This is a genomic window from Neobacillus kokaensis (genome assembly GCF_014656545.1).
In the GTDB taxonomy this organism is placed as follows: Bacteria; Bacillota; Bacilli; order Bacillales; family Cytobacillaceae; genus Neobacillus; species Neobacillus kokaensis.
Genome location: NZ_BNDS01000016.1, coordinates 95722 through 116126, shown reverse-complemented (window position 1 = coordinate 116126; position 20405 = coordinate 95722). Strand labels below are relative to the sequence as shown.

Here is a 20405-nt window from a genome sequence, read left to right as displayed (position 1 = left end):
TGACATATTACCACTGGGCTTGAAAGAAGGATTCCTTTATTAAAAAAAGGAATCCTAAGTTTTCGTTACTTTCCTGCTTCTTTGATTGCTTTATCTGCTCGTTCTTTAATTGCTTTTACAGTATCTTTTAAAGATTTTTGGCCAACCAAATACAACTCTGCTTCTTGCAGGATGATTTGACTATATTCAGCAGCAGCTGGTCCAAGCAGCTTCTCATCCACAAACCCAAGACCATCATTGATAAAGGCATTATTTAAATCTTCGGCTGTGATTTCCCCGTTTACTTGTTCTTCGAATCCTCGGAAATGCTCAATGAGATCCTCATCTGTTAAATCAACACGCGCCGGTAAATCACCTGAATATTTATAGAGGTTTTCCGCCATCCATTTGACAAAGATGTATGCTTCTTCTGGATGTGCTGCATTTTTGTTAATCCCATGTCCTGCTACTACACCAAAATTGTTGCTTGCTTTTCCATCAGCAGGTACTGGGATTTTGGTAACCCCTACATTCCAATCACGCGGGTAAGTTTCTTTATCTGAAAAAAGTCCACTATACCAGGTTCCAATAAAATGCATACCATAATTGCCTGACATAAATCCGTCCCATGAAAGCTTCTTAGAGGAGAATTCTAACCAGCTAGGTTGAATTTTGTGCTTATTTCCTAAATCACCGAAGAATTTCAATGCCTCTGCAAATTTCGGGTCATCATAGTTAGAAGTACCGTCAGCCTTATAACCGCTAACATCATATTGTCTTGCCAGCATGTATATATAGAAATCGTAGTCTAGCATATAGGAACCATAAATCCCTTTTTCTTTGTTAGTTAATTTTTTTGCTGTTTCAATATATTGATCCCAAGTCCAATCCCCTTTTGGGTAAGGTACACCAGCATCATCGAATATTTTCTTATTGTAAAAGACCGCCCATTTTCCTGCTTGATACGGAAGGACATAAGTCTTTTGGTCGGATGATACAGGCAGATAATCCCCAAATACCTTTTTTGCATCATAATTATCTTTTGCCATGAAGTCGTCTAGAGGCGCCAGCCAGCCATTGGAAGCATACTTCTGTATTAGAATTGGATTAGAAAGACGAATAATATCTGTTTTTTCACCCGCAATTAAATCGACATCGATTTTTTTGTAGATTTCAATCCCATCCCCCGGGACTATATTCCTCTGAACTTCAATACCTGTCTCAGCAGTGAAATCATCATACATTTTCTGTACACTCTTTTCTTCAGCTCGCTTTGCGTCGTCATAAATTGTCACTACTTTTTTACTGCCATCTTTATTAGCGCCTTTCCCATCATCTTTAGGTGTATCTGTTGTTGTATTACTACATGCTGCAGAAAACACTATGAAAACGCTTAAAATTGTAAACAAAAGAAGCTTGGTATTCTTTTTCATAAAATCCCCCTCTTTTTAATTTTATTTTATTTATAATTTATATATTAAAATAAATAGGGCCTTTAAAGAATGCATAATATTTTTTATATTTTATCTTTTTTTATTTTTTAAGACTTAACTCCGTACACTTTTTAATGAAACTAAAAATTATCGTTTTGAACAAAGAAACTGTAAAGCAAGAATATCTATGATTGATCCTTACTTTACAGTTTTGTTATAATCAACTATTCATTTATATTTACTATTTATGATCGATTGCATCGATTTCCTTTCCTTAATGGCGGCTATTGTTAATGACAACCTTTCCTATTTCATACCACCCAGCCTTTGTTTTGTCGTTTTTAATTGCAAGATTTATTTCTGGATTATTTTTATTTTCACTATTCACAATCGCAACAGCCAAATTATAAGTACCATTTTTAACCCCTTCTAAGTCAAGAGCTTCAATATAATCAAAGTTTTTCCCCTTAATCCAATTGGATGGTTCCGGGGAGTGAATAGATTGGTAAACAGGGACACCTGTCTTTTTGTTCAGCAGGGCAAAGGAAACCTTATATTTATGGTTCCAATTAGGAAGATCATTTGGCAGCTTACCTACTGCTGTATTTTTCCAAGAATAATAGATGTTATATTTCTTTCCTGAAGTCATTTTATTTGGATAAGAAACATCGTTTAGTACAAAACGATATCCACCATTGATGGCAAATTTCTGCACTAAATCATAATTATTAGTTACCCATTCTTGTACATCTTCCGGATGTCTTAAATCTAAAGTATTAGCATGTATTTCAATTGCGTCATTAACAACACGGGACAACATATCATGGATGGGTCTCGTATAACCATCACACGCATTTGGCCTGCTAACGAAATTTTGGTAACAGTTTTCGGCAAAGACAGGGACTTTTGGCCAATGTAGGTTGATTTTATCTTTGTCTGCTTGTGGAAACCATTGAATACTACCCAAACTGTCCCTACGAATCATATAACCTTTTGATTGGATAGCCCAGTCTTGTAGAGAATAGTTAAATTGATTACCACCGTACTGCAAACCTAACAAAACCTTTTGGAAATTTGAACTATACAAATTAGTAATCCACTCTAAAGTATCCTTCTGCTTTTCGTAGGTATTTAAATATCCCATATTATGCATTTCACCCCACCAACCAAGCCCTTGTCCATCAATATAATCGACAACTTGGGGATCATCGTATTGTTTACCAAACGCTTTTATAAAATTTTCAAATTTCTTTCGGAAGACCGGATCATTTACATATGGAGTTTTATAATCAGGGTTAGACTGGGCACCATAACCACCTGCCCCTCCATCAAAGACAAATTGTGGTGTAGCTTGCATATGAGAATCTTGGCTGTCAACAAACACTCTAAATGCCAGTTTTAAACCTCTATCAAGTGCCATTTGAATTAATTTTTGGTAGTTTTCATCTTCGTTCCATGCATAATGCCCCTCCGTAGGCTCTAGTCGCGACCAAGGCACTCTTATATATAATATGCTTGCTGGTTCAAGATAGGGGTCTACTTGATTCCAGAATGTTTTTGCGTCCGGAAAGGGGCTACCGAATTCTTCAAGATACACAACCCAGCCCATTGCGGGATTTTTTATGATACTTGTCTCATCCTCTTTTGGTACGACTTTCACATAATTGGATGGTGGAACCCCTGGAACCATAACATTTACTGGAGAAGTGACAGCTTTTGAATGATCACTTTCATTTAAAATTTCTAGTGTGATGGAAACGTTAGTATCCGATTGCTGTGGACGAATCGTACCATCGACTGCGATAACACTTTCATTGTCCGAGGAAAATATAGATACTGAGTAACCATCCGGCACTTTAGGAAGTGCTAAATTCGTTTGGGATCTGCTCGGTTGCTCAATAGTTGTGATAGAACTTGCCACATCTGCTGTAGTCAACAAAATCACACCCCAAACCTTTAATTCCAAAATTGCAAAGCCTGCCCATTTTAAATTAGCACCTTTTACATTTAAGCGAATCTTTTTCGCTTCTACAACAGGGAAAGTAATATCTATAGTTTCCGCCGTTTGCTCATTTTTTTTCCAATCAATGATTACGTCTTGTCTAGCAATCTTCCAAGAGATTCCGTCGAAATATTCAATATTTAATTTTGTAATACCTTGACCAGGTCCATAGTTGGAAAGTAAGGATATTTTGTCTGTTTTTACTGTTTTGAACCCAAAATCAAGTTCTATAAATTGGGGCAGCTGATGGTCAGAGCTTGCCCACCCAAATTGATCATTACCATCAATAATGTTACTAATATCATTTTGTCCTGTTGGTGCGGTTGTGCTTGCTATTGCCTGTAATGCAACATTATGACTAGCATTTATGTCATTACCTTCCTCAGATCCAAAAGCAACTCTTGAAATTGGCGAAATGATTGACACTAACAATACGAAAACGAATAAGAGTGAAATTTTCCTTTTAATAAAGATCCCTCCAGAAGTTCGATTTATGAATACGGTTACATAAAAAGCAGCCTGCTGATATGATTAAAAATATTTCATATTCTAGCCTTCCTCCCATCCATGTATTTGTGAAAGTTTTATATAGATATAGGTTATTAATTCTACATAGTATGGAAGTGACAATTTGTTACTGTAGATTAAAACCTATTTATTAATCTATATAAACTTTCAAGAAAAAATTTTTGTGCATAATCATAATATTAAAAATAGTAAAAATATTGAATGCATAATTTTTTTAGATTTTATCCTTTTTTTAGCTTTTAAGATTTTCTTCCATACACTTTTTAATGAAACTATGTTTTATCCCATTAAGAACAAAAAACTGTAAAACAAGGTATTTCATAATCATTCCTTGCTTTACAGTATTAAAATTATACTTATAATTGTGATTTATATAAAAGCGGTGACTGCCCAGAAACTTTCTTAAATACCCTGCTAAAGTAATGTTCGTTATCATAACCGACATTTCTTCCAACCTCATAGATTTTAAGATCAGTCGTTCGAAGAAGGATTTTCGCTTGATTAATTCTAATATTTGTCAAATATTCAATAAAGTTCTCCCCTGTTTCTTTTTTAAATAAATTGCTAAAGTAGGAAGGAGAAAGATTTAAATAATCTGCTATGCTTTCAAGTGTAAGATCATTTGAATAATTGGTTCGTATAAACCTTTGAGCAGTGATAATCAATCGGGAACATTTCGTTATCTTATTCCGTTCTTTGCTCCAATCTAATTCCAACTGTTCGAACCATGCTATAAAATCGGAATATTTTGTCAACTTATTCAACCGTAGTAATTGATTCTCCATCCAAGAAGGTAAGTTTTCTTCTATTCTGGAAGACAAATGATAGATAATCGTAGAACAATAGACCCTTAGCATATCATAGGATAGTAAGTTAGCATGTAGTATTGATTGTTTTAATTGTTGTAGAATTTTGGTAACGTCCTCATCCTCATATAATTTTATCGCTGTTTCAAGTTGTTTAAATTCTGATGTCAAATCAATTTTATTCGGTGGCTCATATAGTTTGTTAAGCATCTCAAAATGGACCGTTCTACCTTCGTGAAAGGCAGAGCATTGACTTACTATTTGGTTCACCTGTCTATAGGCCTGCTTAACTTCATCGAATCGCTGGACAGACTCACTAACACCTATCGTTATAGAAATATTTAAATATTGATTCAATGCCGTTCTAATTGTATTTGCTACCAGGTCTGCATGATTCATGGCTTCCTCTTTATCAACATTTCCAGCATAGTGAAGTATTACAAACTCCTTTGTCTGAGTAGATACAGCATATGAAAATTTGTATTCACTAATAATTTCATTTAGCATATTAAGGATAGAATGATTCAAAAGATGTGTCTCTTCATCTTTATACCTTTCATATATCTCTAATTCTTCTGTTAGAAACATAAGACACACAATCTGCCCCTCTGGAATCTCGATATTAAGGTCTTTGAGTCTTTGATTATATTCTTGGTGTGACCTAATCCAGCCAAATAATAAATCCCTAAAGAAAGTTTCTTTCAAGAGGGTTAATTCTTTACTCCCTGTTTTTTTTACGGACAAACTTTGCTTATTTAGGGGACGTTCTTGCTCAATTGTTAGAGTAACTTTTTTTAATAGATCCAACAAAAGCTTTGGTGTCAACTCTAATTTGATTAAATAATCGACAGCACCGTTTTTAAGAGCTTCTCTTACATATTCATAATCATCATAGGAACTAAGCACGACAAATTTGGTAGCAATATTTTGTTTACTCGTTTTACGAATCAATTCAATTCCATTCATGACTGGCATTTTAATATCCGTAATGACAATATCAACTTCATTGTCAAACATCCATTCATAAGCCTGTTTCCCATTTTCCATTTCACCTTCAATGACGAATCCATTCTCCTCCCACGGAATTAATGATTTAATCCCTACTCTAGCAAGCATTTCATCATCAACAATCAGTACTTTGTAAATAATACTCACCCCCAGCTAATTCGACTCATCGTTAATATCAATGATTACAGGATAAACGATTTCTATTTTGGTGAAAATATCCTTTTTGCTCTGTATAGTTAATCCATATTTCTCGCCATATGTTAGCTTTAATCTCTCAGCCACATTACCAAGTCCAATTCCACAGGTATTAGAAATATTATTCATTGCTCTGTCTATTTCTTCTTTCGTCATTCCAATCCCATTATCCCAAATTGAAAGGATTATTTGATCATGTTTACGGTGAGCAGATATGACGATTTCCCCATTTGTTTCCTTCGGTTGGATGCCGTGAAATATTGAATTTTCAACGATAGGCTGCAAGATAAATTTAATACAGGCTTCTGATAATACTTCATGCTCCAAATCATATCGAACAGAAAATTTATTATTATAGCGAAGTTTTTGAATATAAATATAATCCCTTAAATTTGAAATTTCTTCCTCAAGTGTAATAAATGGGGCCTCCGATTTAAATATGCCTTTTAAAAGTCTACCTAATACTTCAACAACCTCTTGGATTGAACTAGCCTTTTGGATGATAGCCATCCAACGTATAGTATTTAATGTGTTATATAAAAAGTGTGGATTGATTTGCGCCTGAAGTGCTCGATATTCTGCTATTTTTTTCTTTTCCTGCTCTTTCATATTCGAAATGAAAAGCTCTTGAATTTTATCAATCATGTTATTAAAATGTTGACTCATTAGTCCTATTTCATCTGAGCGTTTAATAGTAGCCCTAGCATGTAAATTACCGTTCTCAACCTTTTTCATTGTATCGGTCAATTGCTTAATAGGTTGTAAAATATTCAATGAGACAAAGTACCAAACACAAGTAGCAAAAAGGAAAGATACAAGAAAGACGACTAGGGTACTCCTGAAGATGTCTTTTTTCCCTTCCATTAGTGAATCATACGCAATCGTTTGTACCGTCCACCAGCCATATTTCTTAATGGGTGTATATGCCAATAAAATTTTCTCGCCATTTTCATTCTTCTCCACAATGTAATGCTCATTGGATTTAGCACGAATGTCGTCCATTTTATTATAAAGTTGGTTCGTTAACTCATTTTCAGAATCAAAGACAACTCGGTCGTTATTGTCAATTACATACAGACGGCTGCCTGCATGTAAGTTAACTTTACCAAGTAAATCAAAAAAATATTTAGGGCTAATCGCAAGATACAAAACTCCTAAATTCTGATAATTAGAATTGCCTTTGATAACCCTGGCTAATCCAATAACATCTTCATCTTGTACCCGATAATCTGCATAATTTTTATGGGAACCTAACCAAACAACTTGCTCATGTGAACTACCTAAACCTTGGAACCACGGTTGTTCTTTAATTTTATTTATTTTTAGAGTACTGACATTATCTCCATAGAGTATATTTCTACCTTTATTACCAAATATCACAAGTGATGATATATAGGCAAATATATTTGTATTAATAGAATAACTATCTAATTCTCGATAGACACGTTTCATATCTAAATGAAAATCGACGTCCCTTGCATAAGTCGTGCCTAGAACCTCTCTTATCACGGGATTAGCAACAAAATACTTTGAAATAAGCTCCCATTGACCAAGTTCTTTTTCAATATTAGTAGAGATAAAGGTTAAGTTTGTTATAAATGACTCACTAACCTTTTGCGCTAACATTTTGGATGAAATATAATAGTTTGTTACACTGATGGCTGTCGTGGGTAATATTAGTACAAGCAGGAAGGATAGAATAATTTTTGTAAGTATACTTTTCCTCACAGATGTCACCTATCTTCAATTATTGTTTGGGGATTCACATATGTTAGAAATATTATGTTTAATGTCCTTTTAAACCCGTTTATTTCACTATTATATTATTTAATTACAAAAATTTCCGCAAATTTAATTAATTTCTATCATTCACGATTCTAAAAAAACAATGCCCAACAAACAATTCGTTTCTCGAAGATGAAATTGTCTCAATTATGGTGAAATATTTTAAAATGTGTAAAAAAGTGGAGTTCAATCAGTATGAATGGATATAATTAAACATAATATTATGCTAATAATGCCTGTAAATAATAATCCGAAGGAGACCAATCCGCGTCTCTCCCGGAGAAGAATGATCACAATATATACTTTCAACCTATAAAAGAAACTCCGCCCCATCAATATAGATTTCGCTTTCAGTAATATGCTCGCATGCTTGGAAGCAAGGAATATTACCAAGTCTGTAACTTTTAAATTCAGTAATCTTAGTCGTGAGGATATCCAATTAGGTGTGAAGCTTTTAAAAAGTAAGCCCGTATTCAAACTACGCATATAAAACAGCAGCATCTCCTGGTACGATCAAGGTATGAATTTAAGCAGGTGCTTTTCATATGCCGCAACAAAAACTAAACATCCTCCCGTTACATTACATACCAAAGCGAAAAAATTCCCGTATCAAATCCAGCAGTGGTTTCCTCGAATCATACTTGCACAATCAAAGCCGGCAATACTGAAATTTCCTTCTTCAACGGCGTAAATGAGCACATCATCCAAACCGTTATGAGGGAGTTGAAAGATTGGTGAAATACGATTTTACAAGTATGAAAAATATTTATATCACAACCTGCCCGGAACATACACTAAGAAAGTTTCGACATAATAAAAGCCGATTGTTTCCTACGCTAAGGAAACACCGGCTTTATTTTATTGAACAAGAGTCATAAGTAAAACAATTTATCGTGTTTGCCCAGTCTTCTCGGACCAATAAAGACCCGTGCCTTGGCTACCTTCTATCCACTTAAACCTAATTTTTTCGCGATAATGACCTTCATGATTTCGTTCGTTCCGCCAAAAATCGGGGCAACGGCAATATCCCGGTAACGGCGGGCGATTTTATATTCTTCCATAAAACCATAACCACCATGAAGCTGAAGGCATTCAGCCGCATTTTTTCTTGCCATATCCGTGATCCAATATTTAGCCATAGATACCTCTGTAATCACATCTTGTCCCTGCATGTATTTGACAACGAGATCATCAATAAAGGTACGACCAATTTGAACTTGAGTGGCAATCTCCGCTAGCTTGAATTGAGTATTTTGGAATTCACTAATCTTCTTTCCAAATGCTTCACGCTCTTTTACATAATCTATAGTCAAACTGAGCATATCCTCAGCAGCTACTTGGGCACCAAGGGCAACCAGGAGTCTTTCCTGCTGAAGCTTGCTCATCAAATATGTGAATCCCTTTCCTTCCTCCCCAAGAAGATTAGAAGCAGGCACTCGTACATCCTCAAAAACCAATTCTGCAGTATCTTGTGCGTCCAACCCTATTTTGTCCAACTTCCGGCCGCGGGAAAATCCGGGCGTACCATCTTCTATAAGGAAGAGACTAACTCCTTTATGCGGTGGGTTAGCATTCGGATTGGTTTTGCAGGCTACCACCACCAAGTCCGATTGAATTCCATTGGAGATAAAGGTTTTTTGACCGTTAATGATATATTCATCTCCATCCTTTACAGCAGTAGTGCGAAGTCCAGCTAGATTTGAACCTGTTCCAGGCTCACTCATGGCAATAGCCGTGAGGATGTCTCCATTGATGCAGCCCGGCAAATATTTATGCTTCTGCTCTTCAGTACCGTATGAGGCAATGTAAGGCGCTACGATCGAGCTATGCAGGTGTCCGCCACCTAATCCATACCCGATTCGTATTGATTCTTCGGCTAGGATGATAGCAAAGCCGAAATCGAGCCCAAGCCCCCCGTAACGTTCATCAACCCACGAGCAAAGAAAACCTTGCTCACCCATCTTCTTCCAAAAAGATCGAGGCACGAGACGGTCTTTCTCCCACTGATCGAAATAAGGAACAGCTTCTTTTTCAAGGAATTTCCGCAATGAATCCCGAAACATCAAGTGTTCTTGAGTAAAAAAGGGACGAGATTTTTTTCGAAAATCCGAAATGGTACTTACTGACATTTTTATTCCCTCCAAATTTATCATTTATAATTTTCATTGTGTATCTAAAAAAGGTATTCCTAGTACTATTAACTTACTGTCTTACCTTCAAGTGGGTATACCAAGGTTCCCGCTTGCTTATCAGGCTTGCAGAACAGCAAGAATAGTGCGCCAAATAATACTAATAATGTGCCAACAAATAAAATCGCATGATCAAATCCAAGCCCAACATTAGATCCAGAGGATTCCACAATAGCTCCAGTCACTATAGGGCCGATAATTCCTGCCAATTGGGCAAATCCTGACCCAACTCCGAGTATTAAACCTCCCCTTTGAGGCAATAAACTAGTAGCAATCGGCGGCCACAGGACGAACATGGCAGACGTCATTGATTTACCGACACACATAACCACTAATACATATATAGGGTGATGAATAATCGTAATAGAATAGAAAAGAAAACCCGCCAGAATCACCCCACCTCCGCCAACAAATACACGGGATCTGCGAAGGTTTTGGCTTTTTTTATATAAACGATCGGAAAACCAAGCAATTAACAATGTTCCAGTTGCAGAAACTATCCCTAGGATTGATGCATAATTACCCATCTCCTTTGGCGACAAATGGATTGATTTGACAAAATATGCAGGGAGAAAGGTTTGAATCCAGGCCAAAAACCAATAAGATGCAAAAACAGCTAGACAAACCAAAATAAAACTTCGAGACAGTAAAACTCGATAAATTTCCGGTCCTTTTATTTTTGGAGCTGACTGCGTTTCGACACGCGCAAAGTTCTCATGCTCAGGTTTCTCCTTTCCTTTCCATATCCATAGAATGAACCAAATCACACCTAAGAGCCCCAAACTACCATAAGTCTCTCTCCAGCCGATTCCCTCAATACCTGCAACTAGTAAAGGAGCTATAACTAACGCGCCGACCGTACCGCCGGAGTTCATAATGGCGATGGCAAAACTACGGCGTTCCGGTGGGAACCACTTGGTTATATGGTTAGCAGCAGTTGCAAAATACGGTCCTTCGAAAGCACCCAACAGCACTCTCATCAAGATGAGCCCAGTTAACCCCTTAACGGCAAACGCTCCAGATTGTATAAACACCCAAGATAATACCAAAATGGCTAGTACCTTTTTTGTTCCGAACCGGTCGGATAATGCGGATCCAAACACACCAGAAACCGCGAAAAGCCAGAAAAAGCTGCTTCCAACCAATCCCCATTGAGTATAGGAAAGATTAAACTCGTTTATAATCGGGACTGCTGCATATCCGGCCACCGACTTATCTGCAAAGTTAAGCAACGTACCAAAAAACAAAAATACAAGTATCATCCAGCGCATAGGAACAATCACTCCTTTTGAATCGGTGTTATAAATAAGATAAATGTTTGGCTGTTCGCTTTCCTACGAGTAAACAATCAAGAGCCGTTACACCTTTTTTTGCAGCCTGTACCAAGACTGGATTTATATCCAATTCTTGCAGCCAATCTTGTTGATCCAGGCAAAATTCCGAAACCTTAACGAGTGTTTCAGCCAATGCTTGGATATCATAAGGCCCTTGACCGCGGATGCCTTTTAATACTGCATATCCTTTTAAAGATCGAATCATCTCCCAGGCATCTTCCATGGTTAACGGAGCTGGCCTGATAACCGTATCGTTTAACACTTCAACAAAGACGCCTCCTGAGCCTAACAGGATACAAGGTCCGAATAATGGATCTTGTATGGAACCAATCATCATCTCAAGTCCCTCTTTCATCATCTTCTCTACAACTACGCCTTCTATTTGAACTTGAGGGTTGTATTTTCCGGCATTGATTAGGATTTCTTCAAAAGAATTTCTCACCTCATCCTCTGACTTTAAATTGACTTTCACAACACCAGCATCGCTTTTATGAACGATTTGCCGGGACAAAACTTTTAAAACAATAGGGTATCCTATTTCTTCAGCAACTTTGACGGCGCTTTCGACATTTTTGACGATACTGCCTGCTGGCACAGAGATTCCATAGTTCTTCAAATGTTGTTTGCTCGTATATTCGTTTGTGATCCCTTCAAAAGCTTCCATTACAATCCGATTCGTTAATCTTTCTGTAACAGTAAAATCTTGTTTTGGCAACAGTCCCTTTCGTCGTTTATAATGCAGCAGATTTTTTAGAGCTCGAATGGAACGGCTTGGAGTAGGCAGCCAACAAACACCTCCGGCAAATAGCGCATCTTTCGTTTGTTCTGAAGCTCCAGCCCAGCAAACAACAAAAGTTTTATTCGTTTGTTGGGCGATTTCCGATAAACCAGGGATTATTTTGGGAGCCAGAAAATCCCCCAACTGGTTGTAAACCACAAGAGCTTCTACTCCATCATCTTCTAATGTCACCCTGATGCTCTCGAAGAGCTTTTCAAGATCCTGCATGATTTGCGCTGTCACATCAATTGGATTTTTCACGGATGCAAAAGCGGGTAAAAGTTCTTTTAGTTTCGAAGTGGTTTCAGGCATCAACTCAGCTAACTCAATTCCATACTGTTCACATTTATCAGCCATTACAATTCCTGCTCCACCCGAAATGGTGACCAAAGCAACGCCACCTCTTTGTGAACTCGTTTTTGCTTTATTAAACAAATTTACTGTATCAATTAATTCTTCTTCATCATCTACTTGAATGACATTCTTTTGTTTAAAAAAACCGGAGTAAATGGATGCATCCCCAGTCAGAGAAGCGGTGTGAGAAATCGCTGCTTCTGCTCCCTTTTCGGACTTTCCAACTTTCATTAATATTAGCGGCTTATCTTGATGTTGACACAGACGGATAGCTTCATTCATTTTTTCCAGATCCCTTGCCCCTTCAATATAACCGCCAATCACCTTGATATCTTCCTGCTTAGCAAAGTATTGAACATAATCAAAAAAATCAACGGTAGCCTCGTTTCCGGATGAAACAAAATACTGATAGCCAGTCCCCATGTCATTTAACATTTTGTAAGAAAGGGTTCCAAAAGCTCCGCTTTGTGTAATAAATGCTATGGGATCCATACGACTAGGTTCAAGTTGTAGAAATGAAGCAATGACGCTCTCTTTTAGATTAAAAAATCCTAAAGAATTAGGTCCGCAAACGGGAATACCCGTTTCTTCAACAAATTTATTTAAACGCTGTTGAAGTTCCTCTCCACTTTCTCCAGCTTCTGAAAAACCTGAGCTGAAAACTACTGCGCTTTTCACTGACCTCTTTGCCAATCTCTCTAAGGTCGGCAGCACCTCACTGGCTCTAATCGAAATAATGGCCAGATCAATATCCTTTGGCAATTCTTCAATTTCCTGAATGCAGGGGTATCCTTCTATTTCTGTGTATTTCGCATTAACAGGGTAAATAGTTCCTTGATACCCCAACTTTCGTAAAAGAAATAACGGTCTAGCGCTTATTTTTCCTACTCCTGCTGATGCACCGATGATAGTAATAGACTTGGGAGAAAACATAGGTTCTAAATTCAGTTTTTTCTTCATATTAATCACCTCTTTGATTATTTCTTCTTCCAAAATCACTACTCCTGCATTCACCATCTTCTTATCTACTTACGGATAAACTCATCAGCTCCCCCTTATTTGTCGTCTTAATAAGGAATAACAGGCAATGTTCCCTATAATTATCCTTTTGCAAGAATAATGCCAATATTAAGAACCATTTAAAAGCCAACATTCAGGGATTGATTTATCATTTCTCATTTCGACAGATTCAAAATTAAATCGTATAGTTCTGCTTCCCTTAGAATTAGTTGAATCATTCTTGAAACATTCAATTCATTATTGAATCGAATTAAACCTACAGGATAACTCGTGGAGGAAATTCACCTTTTTGAAAAAGCAGGGAATTCATGAAAAAAAAGCCTAACCGATTTAATCTTAGTAACAAGAAAATCGATTAGGCTTATCTTTTTAAACCCTAGTATTTAAATTTCTGACAAGGCGGAGGAAGACAAATCATATTTTTTGAGTCTTCTTACGATTGTTGCTTGGCTCGTACCCAGCCTTTCTGCCATTTCATATGTATTCTTGAATTTTTGAACTGCTTGGGATAATATCTCACGTTCAACTTTCTCAATCGCTTCCTTCAATGTTATTTCGTTAGTAACAGCCTTCTGCTCCATATATTCTTCAGGGAGATCCGCCGCCGTGATAAATTTATGAGGTACAGTCATGATTAGCCTTTCTACAAGGTTGGACAGTTCTCTTACATTTCCCGGCCACTTATAGCTGTAGAAAAAATTTTCTAAACTAGTATCGAATTCCTTAGTTATTCCGTATTTTTCATTTACTTTGTTAAGGATTGATTTAACCAGTGGTAATATATCCTCCCTTCTTTCCCGCAAAGGAGGGATAGAGATTGGAAGCACATTTAGGCGATAATACAAATCTTCCCTAAACTCTCCCTTTTCGACCATCTCTTTTAAATTTCGATTCGTTGCTGCTATTAACCTTACGTCAATGCTTTTTGGTCTGGTTCCGCCAATCCGCTGAACCTGTTTATCCTGCAAGACCCGAAGCAATTTAACCTGTAAAACCAAAGGCAGTTCACCCACTTCATCCAAAAACAAAACCCCTTGATCAGCGAGTTCAAACAACCCGGGTTTTCCTCTCCGGTCTGCCCCTGTAAAGGAGCCCGCCTCATAACCGAATAATTCTGATTCCAAAAGATCTTTCGGAATGGCTCCACAATTGATTTTGATGAACTCTCCCTTCGTCCCCCTGTGGCTGGCTTGATAAATATGCCGTGCCAATACATCTTTCCCCACTCCTGTTTCCCCAAGGACTAGTACGGTAGCATCGAAATTAGCAATTCGATTTGCCATCTCATAAACATCTATTAATAATTTGCTTTCCACTATGACATTCGGATCCCACCATGTATTGCTCTTTAATTTTTCTAACTCATCCTTATATCGTTTATTCATTTCCAATGCCTTTTTTAGCTCTTGATAAAGATGGTTTAATTCTGATAAATTCCGAATGTAGGTGACTACCTTCTTGATTTCTCCCAATTCATTTAAAATTGGAACAGCAGTTTTTATGAGTGTGTTGAACTGGTTGGTCGGCGTAGAATGAATCGTCTTTCCTTGGGCAAGCACCTTGGAAGTGATGGTCTCCTTCACAATTCCTTCTAGGAGTAACTGCTTCATATTCTTGCCAATAAGAGATTCCTTCTTCTGACAAAGCCCTCTCTCCACAGTGGCATTTACTTTTAGCGTCACACCATCACAGTCAGTAATGTAAATGCCCTCGGTAGAGTTCTCAAAAACAGCCTCTAGTTCTTTATTCTCAATCTCCAATTTATTTATTTTTTCTTGAAAATAAGTATCTTTAGAGACAATGTATAGCACCGATGTTTGTGTCTGATACTCTACATTATTATACTGTAGTAAATAGGCTTGATCCCCTTTTTTAGCCGAAATAAAAAGATCTCCCCGTGCTTCCCATTGATGAAATAACTCTTTTAAATTCGCTCCAATCGATACTTCGCCAAATAGTTTGAATAATAAAGAATTGTAATTTTCTATTTCATCTTGTTGATTTGTGATAATCATAGGAAAAGGAATAGATTCAAGCCAATTAGGAAAATCCTCCACAGTTCTGCCTCCCTCAATAAACGATTTATAAATGGTTTCACCCAATGAATTATTTTTGACCTTTGTATAGCGATGTATTGATTATTACGAAAAGTCAGATTTTTAAAATTATATCGTTTATTTACCTTTTTAGCAATAACTTGCAAGGTCCTTCTTGATCATCGTGTCGATCAACCAGGGAAAATTTAGAACCACATTTCCAAAAACTAAAAAACATAGGTAAGGGATTAAGGCTATACTAAATCAAAGAGGAAAATTTAGAAGATATCAAATCTATGTAGATAAGATGTGGTATGTGGGAAGTACATTGTCACCCCAGTCCCCCCTTAGCTATTAACCTCATTTTCTACCTTAATCACGATGATTTTCTAAAGGAAATCAATAGGTGAAAACAAAGATCAGAGGGTATCTAGTCTAGATACCCTTTCATCAACATCATTTATGATAAATTCATTAAGACTGATTTGTATCAACTCCCAAAATAATGAATTTTGAAACACATTAATATCTAGCTCTTCATAGATTTCCAGTAAATGGCCGCATAATTTATACCTTTCCTTCTTTTTACTTTCCGCTAATAGTTTCGCTAAAATTTCCGTAGCTTTTATCTGCATTTGAACACGGAAATCTATTGGGCTCATGATTCAACCCTCCTAATATTTAATCTCTCCGTTCTTGACCTTCAAATAGCAACATCTCCCCTTATCCAGGGAGATGTTGTTCCTTTTAGCTAGTTACTAATGCCTTTTTGAATTCTTTCGTCAACATAGGGACAACCTCAAATAAATCCCCGACTATCCCGTAATCAGCCACTTGAAAAATGGGGGCCTCCGGGTCTTTATTAATTGCAACAATAATTTTAGAACTAGACATGCCGGCCAAATGCTGAATGGCCCCCGAGATTCCGCAGGCGATATAGAGGTCAGGTGTGACTACTTTTCCCGTTTGCCCAATTTGTAGGGAGTAATCACAATATTCAGCGTCACAAGCTCCCCGTGAGGCCCCGACCGCTCCACCTAGAACTTCCGCCAGCTCCCTGAGCGGCTGAAATCCTTCTGCACTTTTCACCCCTCTACCTCCGGAAACAATGATTTTAGCCTCACTGAGATCGACCCCGCCTGCTGTTTTTTTCACGATTTCCTTTACAATCTTTCGCAAATCTTGTATTTCTGGTTGAAAGGAAACCAATTCCGTCTGTGCTGGTTTGATGACCTTCTCAAAATTATTTGGACGAAGGGTAGCAAATTCTTTCCCTTTACAGAATGTTTTCTTTTCAAATGCTTTACCCGCATAAATTGGACGAGTAAACACAAGATTGCCCTCATTTGTTTCGACACTCGTACAATCGGAAATCAACCCCATCCCCATTCGGGCGGCAACCCGCGGTGCCACTTCTTTCCCTATGGCTGTATTCCCCATTAGGATGATATCTGCCTGTACTTCTTGAATCAAGCTGGCCAATGCTTGGGTATACGCTTCCGCAGTATAAGTGGATAGAGCCTCGTGATCGGACACATACAGCCGGGCGGCCCCATATCGGCTAATTTCTTCCAAATAGGCGGCTGCACCAGATCCAAATAGGACTGCAGCCACTTCTCCACCATCCGCCACAGATTGAGCAATTGTCAATGCTTCAAATGATACATTTCTCAACTTTCCGTTTTTTGTCTCTGCTACTACAAGTACATTTTTGCTCATCTTTTCAGTCCTCTCCTTTTAAATGACTTTTGCCTTTGTACGAAGCAGCTGAACCAATTCGCTCACCTGGTGATCCATTTCTCCAGTTAGAATTTGTCCTGCCTGCTTTTTAGGGGGCAAATATTGGTCAAGAATTTCCGTTCGGACACTACGTTCCTCATTAGAGATTTCCAGTTCATCGGCTAATACTTTCTCAATCGGCTTTTTTTTTGCCTTCATAATCCCGGGAAGGGAAGGGTACCGTGGTTCATTTAACCCTTGTTGGGCAGTCGCTAGGAAGGGTAGCTCCACTTCGATTGTCTCTAAATCTCCTTCCACATCTCTTTCAGCGGTTGCGTTCCTTCCAACGATCGATAATTTGGTAATGGCGGCTATTTGGGGAATCCCCAGAATTTCGGCTACACGTATGGCTATTTGGCCAGCTCCTGAATCAACCGCCATATACCCGCCTAGAATAAGATCAAAGCCCTGATTCCTGATAGCGGCGGCAATGAGATTCGAAATCACATATTCATCCGCTTCAGACCCATTGTATTCAATCATTAAAGCCTTATCAGCCCCCATTGCTAAGGCTGTTCGAAGGGCGCTTTCCGTCCGGGACGGACCTACGGTAAGTATGGTTACTTCTGCCCCCAATTCCTCTTTTAACTTCATCGCTTCCTCCACAGCATACTCATCATACGGATTGATAATGAATTCGACCCCTTGTTCATTAATCTTGCCGTTCTGGAGGGAAATTTTCTCTTCTGTATCAAACGTCTGCTTTAACAACACCAGGATTTTCATGCTCTTGCCCCTTTCCTATAAAATATTTCACATACTAAACAAGTGCAATTTTCATGCCAAATTAAAATGCTGCAAACTACTTGATATACCTGATTTTAAAGTCTACACCCTGATTCAAAGGAGATTTATTCTTTCTAAGACACCGTTAACCATGGCGATTTACATCATCATTTATTTTTGAATCGAACAATTCAATAATGAATCTTCACTCTATCTCCATTTCCATCTAAAGCCTTCATTGTTAGATGAGATTAATGACTAAATGTTGTTTAGTGAAATAAGGATTTTTCTACGATTTCGGCAATATCCATGGTTTTTACTTGTTCTTCGACCTCTTTTGCCTTCGTCCCATCACTCATCATAGTTAGACAATAGGGACAATTACTGCCAATCATTGTTGGACTAAGTTGAAGCGCTTGCTCGACACGTTCTACATTAATCCGTTTCCCCTGGGTTTCCTCGATCCACATCATACCCCCGCCGGCGCCACAGCACATGGCATCTTCCTTGTTCCGTTCTATCTCCAGGATTTTTACGCCTGGAATAGATGTAAGAATTTTTCGGGGAATATCAAAAATGTTGTTATAGCGGCCTAAATAACAGGAATCATGATAAGCAATCGATTCCTTGACTTCCTTCTTCGGCCGAATGCGGCCTTCTTGTATCCACTTCCAAATCAGTTCCGTATGATGATACACCTCTGCTTCCAAACCAAACTCCGAATATTCATGTTTAAAGGTGTTGTAAGCATGGGGATCGATGGTTACAATTTTCTTCACACCAAGCGCCTGAAAATTCACAATATTCTCCTGACATAATTGTTGGAATAAAAATTCATTTCCCATCCTGCGTGCCGTGTCTCCAGAATTGCGTTCTTCGTTACCGAGTACGGCAAAGCGGATTCCAGCAGCGTTCATAATTTTCACAAAGGATTGCACAATCTTTTGGCTTCTTTTATCAAAGGAACCCATCGATCCTACCCAAAATAGATAGTCAAATTCTTCTACTTCATTTACCGTTGGAACCACAAGATCATCACATTCTTCACGCCATTTAATACGTTCCTTGCGATTAATCCCCCATGGATTGCTCTGCCTCTCAATGTTTTGAAAATAACGGGTTGCCTCGTGAGGCATACTTCCTTCGGTCATAACCAAATAACGCCTCAAATCAATGATTTTATCGACATGTTCGTTCCCTACCGGACATTGGTCTTCACAATTTCGGCAGGTCGTGCAGGCCCATAATTCTTCCTCGGTAATGACATCGCCAATCAAATTAGGCATTTCCAGTGTGGACGCAGTTTCTTGAGCTGCAGCTCCAGGAGATAAGGCAGAAGATCCAATAATAGGGCTAGGCATCCACGGACTACGGGATGTTATCGCCGCTCCTTTTTCTGTCAAATGATCTCTCATTTTAACGATCAATTGCATCGGAGATAACGTCTTACCTGTTACTGAAGCTGGGCACATATTCGTGCATCGTCCACATTCCGCACATGCATAAAAATCGATGAGCTGCCTTTGGGTAAAACTTTCAATTTTTCCGACGCCGTATTCCTCGACCTCCTCATCCTCAAAATCAATCTTTCTCAATTTTCCAACAGGACCGCTCTTTTTGAAAAAGATGTTAAACATAGCGAAAAGCTCATGCGCTTGCTTCGACTGCGGTACGAAAACCATGAATGAAAAGACGGTTATCATATGCACCCACCAAAATATATAGAACAACACAGTTCCTGCCGTTGATCCGATGCTGGAAAACAATAACGCAATAGCACCAGAGAATGGAGCATAGGCCAGGTTCGGTTCATGTTCTAACATAATCTTTTCGAATCCTAATGTAAGCAGGATTGATGAGGTTAGAATACCTAAAGCGATATAGACAAAAGCAGCCTTGCCATCACGCTTTAATTGCAATCTCTTTACCTTTTCCCCATAACGACGATAAAACCCATATACGACAGCTAACAGCATAAGGAATGTAGCCCACTCCTGCAGAAGACTAAAATATTTATGTTCATCCCCTAAAGGAAATTCAAATCCTTTAATAAATCCTTTTATGATAAGTTCAATAAGTCCTACTTGAATGATAAAAAAGGTATAAAATAATACTAAATGCATAAGACCGCTTTTCTTGTCCTTAAACAATTTTCGCTGGCCGAACACATTGATTAGAACTTCCTGAACACGTTTCCAAGTGTCTTCTTTTAAGTTAGATTTCTTTCCTAACTTAATAAATAAAATGCGACTGTATACCAGATTAGTAAATAAATAGACCGCATAGCCCATTACTGTCAGAAAGGCTATAAAATTAATAAATACCAGCATAAATGCCCATCCTTTCCTAACCAAATTTTTATTGATAGGTTCAAATTTAATAAGCAATAAGTTTATCAAGGAAACAAAATGCAGCCGTTCCCAAAAGAATCCTGGCTGCATTTGGCTTTATAT

At 38.0% G+C, this 20405-nt stretch carries 12 protein-coding genes; all 12 read right to left on the bottom strand.

All coding sequences use genetic code 11. The features are described 5' to 3' along the window. Positions 1-65 precede the first annotated feature (65 nt). A complete protein-coding gene (locus IE222_RS17370) occupies positions 66-1412 on the bottom strand; it encodes an ABC transporter substrate-binding protein (protein ID WP_191274951.1) in 1347 nt (448 codons plus the stop codon). Positions 1413-1686: 274 nt separating this feature from the next. Further along, a complete protein-coding gene (locus tag IE222_RS17365) occupies positions 1687-3840 on the bottom strand; it encodes a DUF4832 domain-containing protein (protein ID WP_191274949.1) in 2154 nt (717 codons plus the stop codon). A gap of 458 nt (positions 3841-4298) precedes the next feature. Beyond that, on the bottom strand, positions 4299-5903 hold the full coding sequence (locus IE222_RS17360) for a response regulator (protein ID WP_191274948.1): 1605 nt from the start codon (positions 5901-5903) through the stop codon (positions 4299-4301). 6 nt (positions 5904-5909) lie between these two features. After that, positions 5910-7679 carry a cache domain-containing sensor histidine kinase gene (locus IE222_RS17355; RefSeq protein WP_223282771.1) on the bottom strand — a complete coding sequence of 590 codons (1770 nt, stop codon included), beginning with the start codon at positions 7677-7679 and terminating at the stop codon, positions 5910-5912. 1001 nt (positions 7680-8680) lie between these two features. Next, positions 8681-9865: an acyl-CoA dehydrogenase family protein gene (locus IE222_RS17350; protein WP_191274944.1), complete on the bottom strand. Its 1185-nt coding sequence runs from the start codon at positions 9863-9865 to the stop codon at positions 8681-8683. A 68-nt stretch (positions 9866-9933) separates the two neighbouring features. After that, a complete protein-coding gene (locus IE222_RS17345) occupies positions 9934-11196 on the bottom strand; it encodes an MFS transporter (RefSeq protein WP_191274942.1) in 1263 nt (420 codons plus the stop codon). A gap of 28 nt (positions 11197-11224) precedes the next feature. Next, the gene (locus tag IE222_RS17340; protein ID WP_223282770.1) at positions 11225-13384 is read right to left on the bottom strand and encodes an acetate--CoA ligase family protein; all 2160 of its coding nucleotides are present in this window, start codon (positions 13382-13384) and stop codon (positions 11225-11227) included. A 410-nt stretch (positions 13385-13794) separates the two neighbouring features. Next, positions 13795-15468, bottom strand: a complete 1674-nt coding sequence (locus IE222_RS17335; RefSeq protein ID WP_223282769.1) for a sigma-54 interaction domain-containing protein — start codon at positions 15466-15468, stop codon at positions 13795-13797. A gap of 398 nt (positions 15469-15866) precedes the next feature. After that, positions 15867-16109 (bottom strand): hypothetical protein, encoded by a 243-nt coding sequence (locus tag IE222_RS17330; protein ID WP_191274941.1) that lies wholly within the window; start codon positions 16107-16109, stop codon positions 15867-15869. 85 nt (positions 16110-16194) lie between these two features. Further along, entirely contained in the window at positions 16195-17166 is a 972-nt protein-coding gene (locus IE222_RS17325; RefSeq protein ID WP_191274939.1) for an electron transfer flavoprotein subunit alpha/FixB family protein, read from the bottom strand. An 18-nt stretch (positions 17167-17184) separates the two neighbouring features. Continuing rightward, positions 17185-17952, bottom strand: coding sequence for an electron transfer flavoprotein subunit beta/FixA family protein (locus IE222_RS17320; RefSeq protein WP_191274937.1), 768 nt, complete (start codon positions 17950-17952; stop codon positions 17185-17187). A gap of 269 nt (positions 17953-18221) precedes the next feature. Then, a complete protein-coding gene (locus IE222_RS17315; protein ID WP_191274935.1) occupies positions 18222-20282 on the bottom strand; it encodes a (Fe-S)-binding protein in 2061 nt (686 codons plus the stop codon). Positions 20283-20405: the final 123 nt, after the last annotated feature.